At 60.6% G+C, this 15471-nt stretch carries 14 protein-coding genes and 2 pseudogenes; all 16 read left to right on the top strand.

Features of this window, described 5'->3' with window-relative positions; translation table 11 throughout:
• Window positions 1–582 (top strand): zinc-binding dehydrogenase (locus ASD63_RS36205; protein ID WP_244497257.1); only part of this gene is annotated, 582 nt, incomplete at its 5' end.
• Window positions 583–700: 118 nt separating this feature from the next.
• Window positions 701–1135, top strand: a pseudogene (gene gfa, locus ASD63_RS35715) (S-(hydroxymethyl)glutathione synthase); the annotation flags it as partial.
• 1 nt (window position 1136) lies between these two features.
• A pseudogene (locus tag ASD63_RS35710) lies at window positions 1137–1446 on the top strand (aldehyde-activating protein); the annotation flags it as partial.
• A gap of 2156 nt (window positions 1447–3602) precedes the next feature.
• Window positions 3603–4103 (top strand): NADH-quinone oxidoreductase subunit J, encoded by a 501-nt coding sequence (locus ASD63_RS18120; RefSeq protein ID WP_034796791.1) that lies wholly within the window; start codon window positions 3603–3605, stop codon window positions 4101–4103.
• Window positions 4103–4405 carry an NADH-quinone oxidoreductase subunit NuoK gene (nuoK, locus tag ASD63_RS18115; protein ID WP_060529633.1) on the top strand — a complete coding sequence of 101 codons (303 nt, stop codon included), beginning with the start codon at window positions 4103–4105 and terminating at the stop codon, window positions 4403–4405. The genes ASD63_RS18120 and nuoK overlap by 1 nt, the downstream gene beginning before the upstream one ends.
• 4 nt (window positions 4406–4409) lie before the next feature.
• The gene (locus tag ASD63_RS18110; RefSeq protein ID WP_060529632.1) at window positions 4410–5873 is read left to right on the top strand and encodes a monovalent cation/H+ antiporter subunit D family protein; all 1464 of its coding nucleotides are present in this window, start codon (window positions 4410–4412) and stop codon (window positions 5871–5873) included.
• Window positions 5870–6124: a hypothetical protein gene (locus ASD63_RS18105; RefSeq protein WP_034796785.1), complete on the top strand. Its 255-nt coding sequence runs from the start codon at window positions 5870–5872 to the stop codon at window positions 6122–6124. Before ASD63_RS18110 ends, ASD63_RS18105 begins: the two co-directional genes overlap by 4 nt.
• Window positions 6117–7892, top strand: a complete 1776-nt coding sequence (locus ASD63_RS18100; RefSeq protein ID WP_034796782.1) for a Na(+)/H(+) antiporter subunit D — start codon at window positions 6117–6119, stop codon at window positions 7890–7892. Before ASD63_RS18105 ends, ASD63_RS18100 begins: the two co-directional genes overlap by 8 nt.
• 8 nt (window positions 7893–7900) lie before the next feature.
• Window positions 7901–9376 carry an NADH-quinone oxidoreductase subunit M gene (locus ASD63_RS18095; protein WP_034796780.1) on the top strand — a complete coding sequence of 492 codons (1476 nt, stop codon included), beginning with the start codon at window positions 7901–7903 and terminating at the stop codon, window positions 9374–9376.
• On the top strand, window positions 9373–10812 hold the full coding sequence (locus tag ASD63_RS18090; RefSeq protein ID WP_034796778.1) for an NADH-quinone oxidoreductase subunit N: 1440 nt from the start codon (window positions 9373–9375) through the stop codon (window positions 10810–10812). Before ASD63_RS18095 ends, ASD63_RS18090 begins: the two co-directional genes overlap by 4 nt.
• Window positions 10813–10965: 153 nt before the next feature.
• Window positions 10966–11331, top strand: a complete 366-nt coding sequence (locus ASD63_RS18085; RefSeq protein ID WP_029742550.1) for an NADH-quinone oxidoreductase subunit A — start codon at window positions 10966–10968, stop codon at window positions 11329–11331.
• The gene (locus ASD63_RS18080) at window positions 11319–11822 is read left to right on the top strand and encodes an NADH-quinone oxidoreductase subunit B (RefSeq protein ID WP_060517302.1); all 504 of its coding nucleotides are present in this window, start codon (window positions 11319–11321) and stop codon (window positions 11820–11822) included. The genes ASD63_RS18085 and ASD63_RS18080 overlap by 13 nt, the downstream gene beginning before the upstream one ends.
• Complete coding sequence (locus tag ASD63_RS18075; RefSeq protein WP_060529631.1) at window positions 11819–12355, top strand: NADH-quinone oxidoreductase subunit C; 537 nt, start codon at window positions 11819–11821, stop codon at window positions 12353–12355. The genes ASD63_RS18080 and ASD63_RS18075 overlap by 4 nt, the downstream gene beginning before the upstream one ends.
• Before the next feature lie 84 nt (window positions 12356–12439).
• Complete coding sequence (gene nuoD / locus ASD63_RS18070) at window positions 12440–13654, top strand: NADH dehydrogenase (quinone) subunit D (RefSeq protein ID WP_060529630.1); 1215 nt, start codon at window positions 12440–12442, stop codon at window positions 13652–13654.
• A 16-nt stretch (window positions 13655–13670) separates the two neighbouring features.
• Complete coding sequence (nuoE, locus tag ASD63_RS18065; protein ID WP_060529629.1) at window positions 13671–14183, top strand: NADH-quinone oxidoreductase subunit NuoE; 513 nt, start codon at window positions 13671–13673, stop codon at window positions 14181–14183.
• 2 nt (window positions 14184–14185) lie between these two features.
• Window positions 14186–15451, top strand: coding sequence for an NADH-quinone oxidoreductase subunit NuoF (gene nuoF / locus ASD63_RS18060; protein WP_060529628.1), 1266 nt, complete (start codon window positions 14186–14188; stop codon window positions 15449–15451).
• Window positions 15452–15471: the final 20 nt, after the last annotated feature.

Here is a 15471-nt window from a genome sequence, read left to right as displayed (position 1 = left end):
CAGGTGGAAATGGGTGCGACTGCGATCGTCTTCGGTCTCGGCGGCATCGGCCTCAACGTCATTCAGGGCCTGCGCCTTGCCGGTGCCGACATGATCATCGGYGTCGACCTCAACAACGACAAGAAGGCCTGGGGCGAACGCTTCGGCATGACCCACTTCGTCAACCCGAAGGAGGTCGGCGATGACATCGTGCCKTACCTCGTCAACATGACCAAGCGCGGMGCCGACCAGATCGGCGGCGCCGACTACACCTTCGACTGCACCGGCAACACCAAGGTSATGCGCCAGGCGCTCGAGGCCTCGCATCGCGGCTGGGGCAAGTCGGTCGTCATCGGCGTTGCCGGCGCCGGCCAGGARATCTCCACCCGGCCGTTCCAGCTCGTCACCGGYCGCASCTGGATGGGCACCGCCTTTGGCGGTGCGCGCGGCCGCACCGACGTGCCGAAGATCGTCGACTGGTACATGGARGGCAAGATCGAGATCGACCCGATGATCACCCACACRATGCCGCTCGAAGACATCAACAAGGGCTTCGAACTGATGCATTCGGGCSAGAGCATTCGCAGCGTGGTGTTATACTGAGCGCGGGTTGAGGACCGTTTCCAGACTGCAAATGCACTTTTTGCGCCGCAGCGTGATCTAGCCGGCGGCGCCAACAAGCAGCCGGGCATTGTGCGCCGGCCAGAAGGAGGAGAAGCCCATGCCAAGCATTGCGATCCATCCATCCCTCGACAGCGGGTTCAAGGCGACGGACGCTGCCTTTTCCGGCGGCACGCTGGTCTGCAACTGCGCGAGCAATCCCGTGAAAGTGCGCGTCAAGGGTGATATCGCCCACAACCATGCTTGCGGCTGCACAAAGTGCTGGAAACCAGATGGTGCCGCGTTCTCGGTTGTCGCCGTCGCGCCAACGGAAAATGTCGAGGTGCTCGAAAATGGCGACAAGCTTGCGGTCGTGGACCCGGCGGCGCTGATCCAGCGACATGCGTGCAAGGATTGCGGCGTACACATGTACGGCCCGGTCGAGCGTGACCACGCGTTCAAGGGGCTTTCCTTCGTTCATCCTGAGCGCTTCCAGGAGCAGGCTGGGCAAAACCGGGTTTTGCCGCCTTCGTATCGTCGATCATCGAGAGCGGCTNGGCGCTGATCCAGCGACATGCGTGCAAGGATTGCGGCGTACACATGTACGGCCCGGTCGAGCGTGACCACGCGTTCAAGGGGCTTTCCTTCGTTCATCCCGAGCGCTTCCAGGAAACGGGCTGGGCGAAGCCGGGGTTTGCGGCCTTCGTCTCGTCGATCATTGAAAGCGGATACGATCCGGCAAAGATGAAAGGCGTGCGTGACCGCCTGCGAGACCTTGGTATTGAGCCCTATGACTGCCTCAACCCGGGCCTGATGGACTTCATCGCCACCTGGACGGCGAAAAAGTCGGGCGCTCTGCCCAGTTGAGCGCAGGCAGAGACCGGCCGAGAGCGACGGTGTGGCGTTGCCCTTTTTTCAATGGCGAGTCTTATTTCATGTTGCTGCCGCGGGTTGAAGCGTACTGTGTCGAACACAGGCGAATTCAACCGCGGCGCTGGAGCGTCACTCGATATCGCGAAACTTGTCTGGTTGCCTCGCTAAGCTGAAAGCCAACTGATAAGGCTGGACATTGTCCTGAACGATCAGTTCTCATTTCCAGTGCGTTATCCGAGCGGTAGCTCGGCATGATCCCGTCAGCCGATCCGAAATAGCCTAACGCAATCCGTCGACATCAACTGGTTCGGCAGCCATTGTTTGAAGCGAGAATCCGCTGAACGCCAGGATCACTGATAAAACTTTGGGCATCGTGTTGGCTCGCCTCCTTTGACCCGGTGCCATTGCGAGAACTATTGCATCAGCCGGCCTTCCGAAAATGACCACCGGCCTGCAGGGATAGAGCGGAACCAGCCACCACGATAGCGGTTTAGACAAAGAGCCCGAGCCATCCCTCCCTCGCGAGGGCTCCTTAGACAGTCACCTATCTGTTGGCCCCTGAATCGCCTTTGGGGCTTTTTTTCCGAGACCGAACACAATAGCGCTTTCGGTGTTTTTGGCGCGCCCTGAGGCCCCAATCAAGATGACGCACCGGGATGTGAAGCCACCATGCCCCATGGCCTCGTCCCCCGGACTGCGCCATTTTTTTCGCGTGCAGAAACCATTTCAAGCGGGAGGCGTTCCCATTTGTCCTGCCCCGTTTCCCCGATCAGGATCGGACACGACTTCACCCAATGTCCCCAAAGTGAAGTCACATCGGTAAGAGAAGCCCGCTGGCCTCGTCGTTACCGACGGGCCTTCCTTTTTCTATCGTAAATTCACGCACTAAGGCCGGTTCTATTCTCGGAAGGTATGGGGAAACCCAAGCCGGCCGGATTGTAATTCAACCGTCGATAGATGAGCCCCGGTCAAGCTGGTCTCTCAAAGCCATCTCTGCGTCAAGAATGAACCGCGCTTGACTTCCGCCTCATTCCTCAGTTGCGCCAGACGATCGCGTGTGGCGATCTGCATTTCAAGTTGTGCCTCATAGACATTCAGCAACATTCGAGCGACTTTGGTCCTGACGCCTTGAGCTGGTAATCTTTCGACAGCTTGCCGTTGCATAGATACCTCGCCGGCAGCCTCCTCGACATGCCGCTGGGCAAGGCGCAAATGCCTATTGATCATTGTCAGATCAAGTCTGCTCGAAGTCCGTCCAGGATGTCGGATCATTCTTGCACCCCCGGTCACAAATGCAGGCTTGGGCGGCCGACATGTGCACAGTCACCTCGCAGCGTGGCTGCGGAGAAATTGGTTCCAGAGAGCCGACGGGGCCTAAGCGTCAGAAACGTGGGGTGCGGGAAATGTTCCGCCATGGGACTTCAGTCCCTCACCCCCGCGCAAAAGTCCTACTCCTCTGGGCCGGCTGATCCAGTCGCACTAGATTCCCCTTGGCCTGTGGGGTTCGCCTCCCCACTGGCAGACAACGACACCAGAGCGGCCTTCGTCCCTTCAGCTAGCTCTGGTGCCGTTGTCTCCGTCGCCATGGAGGTATTTAGATGTACGAACAACACCGCCACGACCAGCCGGAGCGCAAGTTTTCCACCGGGCTTCCGATCGGGTGCTGCTGTGACCTGGATGGTTTCGGATTGGCGCTTGTTCTCACCATGTTTGATCATGCTCGAAGCGCAGCATCCGCTATGGATGTCAGCGCGCCTTCGCTGGCGTCCCATTTCTGATGAAAGACCTGTTGTCAGCCGTTGAGGGTTTGTCCACATCTCATGGCAACCGCCATTGGGCGAAGATTGCCGCACGCCACGTTTCCGAAATCGTGAAGCGCTGGAAGAAGGCAGTCTGATCATCCTCGGAAGATGAGTGCGATCTTTGCGTTCGTCTCGACCGCCGCGGATCACATCGGCAAAGTGCGAAGGTCTCGAAGGAGAGGTACGCTTTTGACGACCCATGAAGCCTCATTCAACTAAATCGCAGACAATATTCTTGTGAAAAACCGTTCCTTGGGGCACAATTTATAAACGCAACTTAAACTGCGGCGCTCCCTGAGATCCGGCCATCAAGCGCCGCGGAATAGTTCGCGCGGGAGAGGCTGCGTCATGGGCCAGGGGTTCTTCCTTCTGTTTGCTGCGGGGGCCGTCGTTACCGCCCTTACAGTCGTCCTGGCGCGCAACCCTGTTCACAGCGCATTGGCGCTGATGGCGTGTTTCCTGCAAATCTCGGCAATCTTTGTCCTGCTCGAGGCGCCGCTGCTCGCGGTGGTGCAGATCTTCGTCTATGTCGGCGCCATCATGGTCCTCTTCCTGTTCGTGATCATGATGATCGACGTGCGCGAAGCGGTGTTGCAGCGGTTCGTGCCAGGGCGAAATCTGCCCGCACTGACCCTCCTCGTCCTGCTTGGGGTCGAGATGCTTGCGCTTGTGCTCTGGAGCGGCCGTTTTTCGGCGGTTGAGCCCGTCGCGTCGCGCGGCGGTGACCAGGTGAGGCAGCTGAGCACGGTCCTTTTCGCTGATTATCTCCTGCCGTTTGAAGTCGCTTCGATCATCCTTCTGGCGGCACTCGTTGGTGCCATCGTGCTCGCCCGGAAGGAGACCGGGTGATGGTTCCGCTCTGGTGGTACATTTCGCTCGCAGTGATCCTCTTCGTGATCGGAGCCGCGGGTGTGCTGCTGAGGCGCAACATCCTGGTCGTCCTGATGTCGCTTGAGCTTATGCTCAACTCGGTCAACATCAATTTCATCGCCTTTGGACGGTACTACGGTGACTTTCGCGGGCAGATCTTCGCGATCTTCGTCATCGCCATCACCGCGGCGGAAGTTGCCGTCGCCCTCGGCATTCTGGTCGCCCTCGTGAGGAACAAGCCCACCCTCAAGATCGACGACGTGACGACGATGAAAGGATAGCGGCTTGGATCCGGTGCTATCAATCCGGCCGCTACTTGCCGTCGCCGTCGCAGGACTGGCGGCACTGGCAGTTCTCCTTTTGAACAAGCACGACAAAATCCGGGACGCCGTCTCGCCGCTTGCCGCGGTCGTCATGTTCGCGATCGTCATCTCGATGGCGCCCACGGTGCTTTCGGGTGGTACTCTTAATCTCAGCCTGTTCGAGATCCTGCCGGGCATCGCCTTCGCTTTCCGCGTCGATGCGCTCGGCATGGTGTTTGCCACCGTGTCGTCGCTCCTGTGGATCGTCGCAGCCGTCTATTCCATCGGCTACATGCGGCACCTGAACGAGCACGCGCAGACCCGCTTCTTCGCCTGCTTTGCCACCAGTCTCGCCGCCGCCGTCGGGGGGGCGTTTGCGGCCAATCTGTTCACGCTGGTGATCTTCTACGAGGTTTTGAGCCTCGTGACCTATCCGCTCGTCTACCACCACGAGGACGAAGAGGCCTGGGCAGGCAGCCGAAAGTATCTCGTCTACCTGATGGGCGCATCGAAAAGCGTGCTTCTTGCCGCGCTGGCGCTGACCTACCAGATTGCCGGATCGCTCGACTTTGTCCCGGTGGGCCTGCTGGCGAAAGTGGACGCTTCGGCGCCGCTGCTGACGGTTGTCTATTTCTGCTACCTTTTCGGCTTCGCCAAGGCCGCCGTGATGCCGATGCACGCCTGGCTGCCCGCCGCAATGGTTGCACCGACGCCGGTGAGCGCGCTCTTGCATGCAGTGGCCGTGGTTAAGATGGGCGTGTTTTGCGTGTTGCGGTTGGTGTTCGATGTCTTTGGCGTGGATCTGGTCGCAAGGCTGGGGCTCGGCATCGCAACGGCCTATCTCGTCTCCTTCACCATCCTCATGGCGTCGATCTATGCCCTGACCCGCGACGACCTGAAGGCGCGGCTTGCCTATTCGACGGTGAGCCAACTCTCCTACGTGGTGCTGGGTGCTGTGCTTTTGTCTCCGGTCGCGATGATCGGCGGCATCATTCATATCGCCGTGCACGCCTTCTCCAAGATCACGCTCTTCTTCTGCGCCGGATCGATCTACTGCGCCTCGGGAAAACGAAACATCAGCGACATGGCCGGCATCGGCCGCCGGCTGCCCTGGACCATGGGAGCCTTCTTCGTCGCGTCGCTCAGCATGATCGGCGTGCCGCCAACTGCAGGCTTCGTCAGCAAGTGGTATCTGGCGCTCGGTTCGGTCGAGGCAGGCGAGATGGCTTTCCTCGTCGTCCTCTTGGCAAGCTCGGTCCTCAACGCCGCCTACTTCCTGCCGGTGAGCTATATCGCCTTTTTCGGAACAGAGGCGCCGGGAGAGGCAGAACCTGTCCGGGAAATTCCGCTGGTAACGATCCCACTGTTGGCGACCGCCGCCCTGTCGGTGCTGATGGGCATCTTCCCCGGCTATTTCATCGCCTTGGCGGAAGGAGTGGTCAGATGATCAGGCACATCGTCGATTTCTTTGGCGACGAGCGCTATGCGCGGCCTCGCCGCCGGTTGTTTTATCTCGTGCTCGTTCTGATCGTCGTCGCCGATTTCCTGGTTCCGCGCGAACACGCCGAATATCTGTGGGACCGCTTGCCCGGCTGGTCGACGGCTTATGGTTTCGGCTCCTGCGTGCTCATCATTTTCGTCTCAAAGTTCCTCGGCCACCAAGTCGGCCTCATGCGGCGCGAGGACTACTATGATTGACTTCGTCCATCCCGGCATCCTGCTCATTCTCGGCGCCGTGCCGATCCCGTTCCTGAAGGGATCGGTCCGCAAGGTCTTTCTGGTGCTCGTTCCTGCTCTTGCCATCGTCGCGGTGTTGACGATGGAGCCAGGCAGTTATGGCGCGGCGCGCGTCTTCGGGCAGGAAATCCTGTTTGCAAAGGTCGACAAGCTCAGCATCGTCTTTGCCACCGTCTTCACCATCATGGCGCTGATCGGCATGGTTTACGCGCTGCATCTGCCGCGTGCAGGTCAGCATGTGGCGGCCTTCGTCTATGTCGGCAGCGCGCTGGGCGTGGTGTTTGCCGGTGACTATCTGACGCTCTACCTCTTCTGGGAGGGCATGGCGTTTGCCTCGGCCTATCTGGTCTTTGCGCAAGGGGGCGAACGCGCGATCCGTGCGGCCTTCCGCTATCTGATGGTGCACGTCACGGGCGGCGTCGCTCTGCTTGGTGGCATCGTGCTCCACGGTTTCGCCGCCGGTTCGTTGCTCTTCGGTCCGATCGCCGGAGGCGGTGCCGCGGGAGCAACGGATATTGGCGGCTATCTGATCCTCGCCGGCTTTTTGCTGAATGCTGCGGTGCCGCCGCTAAACGCCTGGCTAACGGACGCCTATCCCGAAGCGACCGTCACAGGGGCGGTGTTCATGAGCGCCTTCACCACCAAGACGGCCGTCTACGTGCTGGCGCGCGCATTCCCGGGGACCGAGCTTCTCGTCTGGCTCGGTGCTGTGATGGCACTCTATGGCGTCATCTATGCGGTGTTGGAAAACGACTGTCGGCGGCTGCTTGCCTATCACATCGTCAGCCAGGTGGGTTACATGGTGGCGGGCATCGGGATCGGCACTGAAATGGCTTTAAACGGAGCCACCAGCCACGCCTTCGCACACATCCTTTACAAGGCGCTTCTCTTCATGGGGGCAGGGGCGGTGGTTGAGGTCACCGGACGGCGGAAACTGACCGAGCTCGGCGGGCTCTACAAAGCCATGCCGCTGACGGTCGCGCTCTATATGGTTGGCGCCTTCGCGATCTCAGCCTTTCCGTTCTTCTCGGGTTTCGTCACCAAGTCGATGGTGATCGCCGCCGCCGATCAGGATCACAGGGCACTGGTGGTTCTGGTACTCACGATGGCATCGGCGGGCACGTTCCTGCACACGGGCCTCAAGCTGCCCTACTACATGTTTTTCGGGCCTGATCGAAAGCTGGAGGCGCGCGAGCCGCCCAGCAACATGCTGGTTGCGATGGGCATGGCGGCACTGCTTTGCATCGCGATTGGCGTGTTCCCGGGACCGCTCTATGCGCTCCTTCCCTATCCGGTCGCCTTCGAGCCCTATACGGGCGCGCATGTCACCGAGAGCCTCGGTCTGCTGATGTTTACCGCACTGGGCTTCGTGCTCTTCCTGAAAGCGCTCGATCCGGAAAATACCATCAGCATCGATACGGACTGGTTCTACCGCAAGGGGGCACGAGCCTTCCTGTGGCTCGCCGAGAAACCGCTGGCGCGATACGAAAAGGCAGTGAGCAATGTGTCAGACTCTGTGGTCCTGCCGCTCCTGCACGGGACGGCGCGCGCCGGACTGCGGGTGGATCTTAACGGCGTCGATGCGGCGGTGAACGGGCTTGCCCGCGCCATCCTTGCTGGCGGCGGCGCGTTGCGGCGGTTGCAGACCGGCATGGTCACCCACTACGCGCTGGCGATGATCGCCGGCGTGATCGCGGCGATCACTGTTTTTGCCGTCGTGTGGCAGTAGGGGGTGTGATGGCGTTCCCGCTGCTCAGCCTGATCGTCTTCGTACCGGCCGCCGGGGCGGCGGTCGTGATGCTTCTGCGCAGCGACGAGGCGGTGCGGTGGGCAGCACTCGGCTTCACCTTGCTCGACGTGGCGCTCGCCATTGCGATGCTGTCCGGTTTTAATACCGGGAGCTCAGAGATGCAGTTTGTCGAGAAGCACCCGTGGGTGCCGGCGCTTAGCATAACCTTTGCGCTCGGCGTCGACGGGATCAGCGCGCTCTTCGTGTTCCTGACCGCGCTTTTGGGCTCTGTCTCGGTGCTCGCCTCATGGATCGCCATCGACCGCAAAGTTAAGCAGTTCATGGTCTGCCTGCTCGCCATGCAGACCCTGATGTTGGGTGTATTCACGGCGCTCGACCTTTTTCTGTTCTATGTCTGCTGGGAGGCGATGCTGATCCCGATGTACCTGATCATCGGGGTCTGGGGCGGCGATGGCCGGGTCTATGCGGCGTTCAAGTTCTTCCTCTACACCCTGGCGGGCAGCCTCCTGTTCCTGATCGGCGTCATCGTTCTTTACTTCGAGGGGGGCAGGACGTTCGACATCCTCGCCTTGATGGCACTCGATCTGCCGTTCGACATTCAATCCTGGCTGTTTTTTGCCTTCCTCGTCGCATTCGCGGTCAAGGTGCCGATGGTCCCGCTCCATACCTGGCTGCCGGACGCCCATGTGCAGGCTCCGACGGCTGGCAGCATCATCCTTGCCGGTGTACTCCTGAAGATGGGGGCCTATGGGTTCCTGAGGTTCTCGCTGCCGATGCTGCCAGAGGCTTCAGTCTATTATTCGACTTTGATGATGGCACTCTCGGCACTCGCGATCGTTTATGGCGGGCTGCTTGCCCTGGCGCAGGACGATTTGAAGAAGCTGGTGGCGTATTCCAGCATCAGCCATATGGGCTTCGTGACGCTTGGGATTTTTGCCCTCAACCCGCTCGGCCTTCAAGGCAGCATCCTGCAGATGTTCAATCACGGCGTGACGACCGGCGCGCTCTTTCTGTTCGTCGGCCTGATCTACGAGCGCACCCATTCCCGCAGCATCGCCGACTATGGCGGCTTGATGAAGGTGGCTCCCGTTTACACCGGATTCCTGGCGCTGTTCGTGCTGTCGTCGATGGCGTTGCCGGGAACGAACGCGTTCGTGGGCGAGTTGCTGGTTCTGTCGGGCGGGTTTGCGGCCAACCTCACGCTTGGCGCAGTCGCCGTATTGGGCGCATTGCTGAGCGCGGCCTATCTGCTTGGCATGTACCGGAAGGTCGCGCTCGGTCCGGCGACCGTCGGCGCGCGGTTCAAGGTTCGTGACGTCAACGGCCGCGAACTGGTGGCGATCCTGCCGCTCGCCGTCTTCGTGCTTTGGGTCGGCTTCTACCCCAAGCCCTTTCTCGCCATCATCGACAGCTCGGTCACGCATCTTTTGCAGCAGGTCCACGACAGGGGGAACGGGCCATGACCGCCGCAGCGCTCCTTGCGTCGATCCTTGTAAGCCTGCCCGAAATCATCGTGATTGTCGGGTCCTCAATCCTGTTGATTGGCGGACAACTCCTGCCGAAGGGAAAGGACGCTCTTCTTGTGTGGGCGTCGGTCGCGGTCGTGCTGCTTGCCGCCCTGGCGACATTCACGCTGTCAGGAGGGGCAGAGCCGGCTTATGCGGGCATGTTCGTCGCCGACCCCTTCTCCATCTTCTTCAAATCGCTGTTCTACCTGTCGATCCTGCTCACGTTCCTGCTCTCGCGAAACTATGCCGATATCGAAGGGATCGGCGGCAGCGAATACTATGTCCTGCTGCTGCTTGCGCTTGCCGGCATGATGATCATGGCGTCTGCGACCGATCTCCTGTCGATCTATGTTGGCCTCGAACTGATGGTGCTGTGCACCTACGTGCTGACCGGCTTCCTTCGGCGTCAACAACGCTCAAACGAGGCGGCACTGAAATACGTCATCCTTGGCGCCGTCTCGACCGGGATTTTTCTTTATGGTGTTTCGCTGGTCTATGGCCTTACCGGCACGACGCAGCTGGATCGGATGGCGGCGGCAGTCGGCAATGATCCGCTCGATCAGGGCTTGCTGCTTGCGGTGGTCTTCATCGTCGCGGGGCTGGTCTTCAAGATTGGCGCGGTGCCGTTTCATATGTGGGTGCCGGATGTCTACGAGGGTGCCCCGACGACGATTACCGCCTTCATGTCCGTCGGGCCCAAGGCGGCAGGGTTTGCGGTGATCCTCAGGGTGTTCCTCAACCCGTTGGTCGCAAGCTCCAACGTCTGGATCATATTGGCCGTTATCGCGGTGGTGACGATGGCGCTCGGAAGTTTCGTGGCGCTGGTGCAGGATAACTTCAAGCGCCTGCTCGCCTATTCCAGTATCGCCCATGCCGGCTTTGCCATTTTGGGCATCGTGGCCGGCGGTGCGGACGGGATCGCCAGCGTGATGCTCTACCTTCTGATTTACACCTTCATGAACCTCGGTATCTTCGGCGCCGTCATCATGATGCGCAACGGCAATTTCTCGGGCGAAGTCATTGAGGACTATTCCGGCTTCGCCAAGCTGCATCCGGGGCTGGCACTGTTGATGTTGCTCTATCTGTTTTCGCTGGCGGGCATTCCACCGACGGCAGGCTTCTTTGCCAAGTTCTACGTGCTGGTCGCGCTCGTCGAGCGTGGTTTCGTCCTTTTGGCCGTGATAGCGGTGCTCCTGAGCGCCGTCGCCGCCTATTTCTACATTCGCATCGTCATGGTGATGTTCATGCGCGAACCGGTGCGGGCGTTCGAGCCAGCCCTGACGCCTCTCGTTGGCATTACTCTTGCCGTCACCGCCGCCGGCACGATTGGCATCGGCCTGTTTCCGGCGTGGTTTCTGAAGCTCGCCCAGCAGTCGGCCTTCGGCGGCTGAGCGATCGCATTTGCATTGGCCTATCCGACAGAATAAACTAGCAGTTTAGGAAAGGAATGCCCAAAGTCGCTTCTACTGGGCGACCGCGTTACCGGCCCGAAAGAGCCGATCGCGGCTTGACCAACGCCCCGATGGGTGACCGGGCTGCGCGATATGTCTGCAGCGGATTTCCTGCCGGTTCTTTTCATGATCGCCGGAATTGTTCTGGTGGTGGGGGCGACGCTTTTTGTTTCCTCGCTGTTGCGGCCGTCCAATCCCTATCCCGAAAAGAACATGCCCTATGAATGCGGCATGGACCCGGCAGGCGAGGCAGCCGGGGGACGCTTCAGGGTGCAGTTCTTTATTCTCGCGATCCTCCTGGTCGTCTTTGATGTCGAGGCGATGTTTCTCTTCCCCTGGGCAGTCGTCCTCAAAGAGATTGGTCTCGTCGCTTATCTCGAAATGTTCGTCTTCATCGTGCTGCTTCTCGTGGGTTTTGCCTACGCCTGGCTGAAGGGAGCGCTGGAATGGGAGGAGTAGGAAACACGATCCAGGACAGCGTGCTGTTCACCACGGCCGAGAGCGTCATCAATTGGAGCCGAAGGTCGGCCCTGTGGCCCGAGACCTTTGGCATCGCCTGCTGTGCCATCGAAATGATCTCGGCGGGTTGCGCGCGCTACGACCTCGACCGGTTCGGCGTGGTGTTTCGCCCTTCGCCGCGGCAGTCCGACGTGATGATCATCGCCGGCACGGTGACCCGGAAGTTCGCCCCCGTTGTGCGCCGGCTTTACGACCAGATGCCGGAGCCGCGCTGGGTGATCGCCATGGGCACCTGCGCCATTTCAGGGGGCGTCTACAACACCTATGCCGTGGTGCAAGGGTCTGAAACCTTCGTGCCGGTCGATGTGCACGTGCCCGGCTGTCCGCCACGGCCTGAGGCGCTGATGCATGGCTTCCTGCTATTGCAAGAAAAGATCAAGAAGTCCCGCGCGCTCGCCGGAACACCTCTCGATCGGGTGGCGGCATCATGAGTGTCGAACCGTCTCTCAATCGCGCTTTGATCCTGGAGCGCTTCGGGGAAACGATCGAGGATCTCGGGACTGCGCATGGCATTGACGCCTTCGTGGTTCCGCCCGAAAAGATCGTCGAGTTCTGCCGGTTCCTGAAGGACCAGCCCGAGCTCAGGTTCAACTTTCTCTCCGACATCTGCGGGGTTGACCATTATCCCGAAACGCCGCGCTTCGAGGCGGTGTACCATCTCTATTCGCTGCCCAACCGGTGGCGTGTCCGCATCAAGTGTCGACTTGGCGATCCGCCCGAGGTTCCCTCGGTCACCGGGGTTTGGCGCACGGCCAACTGGCACGAGCGCGAAGCCTGGGACATGTATGGCATCCGGTTCCAGGGGCATCCTGACTTGCGCCGGATCTATATGTGGGAGGGGTTCGAGGGCTTTCCACAGCGCAAGGATTTCCCGCTTAAGGGGTACAAGGACAAGCTGAACCCGTTTGGTGCCGAAGGTCCGCCGCCGACCCAGCCCGACCTCGCCACGCGGGACATTCCATAGGGGGAGGAAGTGCGGGCGGTTTCCTTTTGGACCGACCCGAAATCACATGAACCACGGAGACCGATCGATACCGGAAAAGTTGAGATGACCGAAGTCACCGAGCTCACGAGGCCGGAAGGAGAAGCGCTCAACAGCAAGGAAGTGCTTCTCAATCTCGGACCCCAACACCCCAGCACCCATGGGGTCCTCCGGCTCGTGCTCGAACTGGACGGCGAGTATGTCAAGCGGGTGGACCCCCATATCGGCTACCTGCATCGCGGCACGGAAAAACTGGCAGAAAGCTTTACCTATACGCAGATCTTCCCGCTGACCGACAGGCTCGACTACCTCTGCCCGCCCTCGAACAACCTGGCCTTCGCGCTCGCGGTGGAGAAGCTTTTGGACATCGAGGCCCCGATCCGGGCGCAATATATCCGCGTGATGATGGCGGAGCTCGCGCGCATCTCCGGTCATCTTTTGATCACCGGCGCGCTGCCGATGGATCTCGGTGCCATGACCGCACTGCTTTACGTCATGCGCGAGCGCGAAATGATCATGGATCTCCTCGAAATGGTCACCGGTGCGCGCATGCACACCTCCTTCTGCCGGGTCGGTGGCGTTCGCGAGGACCTGCCTGATGGGTTCTTCCCAAAGATCAGGGAGTTCTGCGACATCTTCCCAAACCGCATCCGCGACTATGAGCGGCTGCTCGAAGACAACAGGGTGTTCCTCAAACGCACTCAAGGGATCGGCGTCATCACCGCCGAAGACGCCATCGATCTCGGCCTCAGCGGTCCGAACCTGCGTGCTTCCGGCGTCGACTGGGACATCCGTCGTGACGAGCCCTACGAGATCTACGACCGGCTCGATTTCAATGTCATCACGCGCAATGAAGGCGATTGTTATGCGCGCTGGCGCTGCCGGGTCGATGAGATGCGTGAAAGCATGCGGATCATCGAACAATGCATCGAGCAGATGCCCGAGGGGCCGTTCCAGGTCGACATGCCGACGATTGCCTTCCCCGTCGACAAGGAGCGGGTGCATTGCTCGATGGAGGCCCTGATCCAGCATTTCGACCTGTCGGCCTATGGCTTCAGCGTGCCGAAGGGCGAGGTCTATTCGGCAATCGAAGCGCCCAAGGGGGAGCTTGGGTTCTACATCATCAGCGACGGGTCGCCGAAACCGTTCCGCATGAAGGTCAGGGCACCCTCGTTCGTCAACCTTCAAGGCGTTTTCGGCGTCACCAACGCCCGCTATCTGGCGGACATGATCGCCGTGCTCGGCAGCCTCGATCCTGTGATGGCGGAGGTCGACAAGTAGCGGAGATTTGGACGTGATGGCGATGCGCGAGAAGATCGAACAGGCGGCGGCGCGGTATCCCGACCAGCGCTCGGCGATCATGCCGGCACTTTTGATCGCACAGCGCGAACATGGCCATCTGCCCGGCCCGGTGCTGGAAGAGGTCGCCGAAATCCTCGGCGTCGAGCGGATCTGGGTCTACGAGCTCGCAACCTTCTACACGCTCTTCCATACCGAGCCGGTGGGCAAGTTCCACCTGCAGCTCTGCGACAATGTCTCCTGCATGCTGCGGCGATCCGAGGATCTGCTGACGCATCTGGAGGACGTGCTGGGGATCAAGAAGGGCGGCACGACGCCCGATGGGCTGTTCACGCTCTCGACTGTCGAATGCCTCGGCGCCTGTGAAATGGCTCCGGTCATGCAGGTCGGCGACGACTATCACGGCAATCTCGACATCGAGCGGATCGACGCGCTGCTTGCCCGGCTGCGCGCCATGGTGCCGCACGCGGCCGGCGCCGATCTCGCGGCCGTCGAACCGCCGGGGGAATAACCATGTACGAACCGGTTCTTTTAAAGAATGTGAACGTGCAGGACGGACATCTTCTTTCGACCTATGAGGCCGGCGGCGGCTACCGAGCGCTTCACAAAGCCCTCAAGGAACATACGCCCGACGAGATCATCGATCTCATCAAGCTGTCGAACCTGCGTGGCCGTGGCGGAGCAGGGTTTCCGACCGGCATGAAGTGGAGTTTCGTCCCCAAGCGGGCCGACAAGCCGAAATATCTCTGCTGTAACGCCGACGAAGGGGAGCCTGGCACCTTCAAGGACCGGATCGTCATGGAGCGCGACCCGCACCAGCTGGTCGAGGGCATGGCGATCAGCGCCTATGCGATCGGGGCCGAGGTCGCCTATGTCTATGTTCGCGGCGAGTATGTGCTGGCGATCAGGCGGCTGGAACAGGCGATCGCCGAGGCCAAAGCCAAAGGCTATCTCGGAATGCGGATACTGGGCTCGGACTTCAACTTCGTCGTCCACGTCCATTGCGGTGCTGGTGCCTATATCTGTGGCGAAGAGACCGCGATGCTCGACTCGCTCGAGGGTAAGAGGGCGCAGCCGCGCCTGAAGCCGCCATTCCCGGCCGTTGCGGGGCTCTATGCTAGCCCGACCGTCATCAACAATGTCGAGACGCTGGTGTGCGTACCGCATATCGTGGCGCGGGGCCCTGACTGGTTCCGCGGTATCGGACCCGAAAAGAGCCCCGGCCCGAAGCTCTACTGCGTCAGCGGGCAGGTGCGCATGCCCGGGCTTTACGAACTGCCGATGGGGATCCCGCTTCGAGAACTGGTCGAGGACCATGCCGGCGGGCCGCCGGCTGGTCGCAAGATCAAGGCGGTAATACCAGGTGGTGTTTCCGCACCGGCGATCCCGGAGAAGGGGCTAGACGTCGGAATGGACTTTGACTCGCTTGCTGCTGCCGGCACGATGCTGGGTTCGGCAGGCGTGATCGTCGTCGACGACACGACCTGCATGGTCAAGGTCGCCACCCGCATCATCGAGTTCTTTCACCACGAGTCCTGCGGCAAGTGCACACCCTGCCGCGAGGGGTTGAACTGGGTTGTGAAAGTGCTGCGCCGGATCGAGGCGGGCGAGGGCGCCCCCGGCGACATGGAGCAGCTGGACATGCTCTGCAAAGGCATTTTCGGCAATACGTTTTGTGCTTTGGGTGACGGTGCTGCGATGGGGTTGCGGGCCTCGCTTGCGCATTTCCGCGAGGAGTTTGTCGCCCATATCGAGGAGCGGAAGTGTCCGTTCCACTAAGGAGCGCCTAGCGCGGGCGA

The organism is Ensifer sp. Root558, assembly GCF_001427045.1.
In the GTDB taxonomy this organism is placed as follows: Bacteria; Pseudomonadota; Alphaproteobacteria; order Rhizobiales; family Rhizobiaceae; genus Ensifer; species Ensifer adhaerens.
The sequence above is the reverse complement of the archived record's forward strand: the minus strand, read 5'-3'. Positions and strand labels throughout refer to the sequence as shown.

Coding starts and splice junctions, on each gene's coding strand:
- ASD63_RS18120 (WP_034796791.1), top strand. CDS start 3,603: ATGGGCCAGGGGTTCTTCCTTCTGTTTGCTGCGGGGGCCGTCGTTACC.
- nuoK (WP_060529633.1), top strand. CDS start 4,103: ATGGTTCCGCTCTGGTGGTACATTTCGCTCGCAGTGATCCTCTTCGTG.
- ASD63_RS18105 (WP_034796785.1), top strand. CDS start 5,870: ATGATCAGGCACATCGTCGATTTCTTTGGCGACGAGCGCTATGCGCGG.
- ASD63_RS18100 (WP_034796782.1), top strand. CDS start 6,117: ATGATTGACTTCGTCCATCCCGGCATCCTGCTCATTCTCGGCGCCGTG.
- ASD63_RS18095 (WP_034796780.1), top strand. CDS start 7,901: ATGGCGTTCCCGCTGCTCAGCCTGATCGTCTTCGTACCGGCCGCCGGG.
- ASD63_RS18090 (WP_034796778.1), top strand. CDS start 9,373: ATGACCGCCGCAGCGCTCCTTGCGTCGATCCTTGTAAGCCTGCCCGAA.
- ASD63_RS18085 (WP_029742550.1), top strand. CDS start 10,966: ATGTCTGCAGCGGATTTCCTGCCGGTTCTTTTCATGATCGCCGGAATT.
- ASD63_RS18080 (WP_060517302.1), top strand. CDS start 11,319: ATGGGAGGAGTAGGAAACACGATCCAGGACAGCGTGCTGTTCACCACG.
- ASD63_RS18075 (WP_060529631.1), top strand. CDS start 11,819: ATGAGTGTCGAACCGTCTCTCAATCGCGCTTTGATCCTGGAGCGCTTC.
- nuoD (WP_060529630.1), top strand. CDS start 12,440: ATGACCGAAGTCACCGAGCTCACGAGGCCGGAAGGAGAAGCGCTCAAC.
- nuoE (WP_060529629.1), top strand. CDS start 13,671: ATGGCGATGCGCGAGAAGATCGAACAGGCGGCGGCGCGGTATCCCGAC.
- nuoF (WP_060529628.1), top strand. CDS start 14,186: ATGTACGAACCGGTTCTTTTAAAGAATGTGAACGTGCAGGACGGACAT.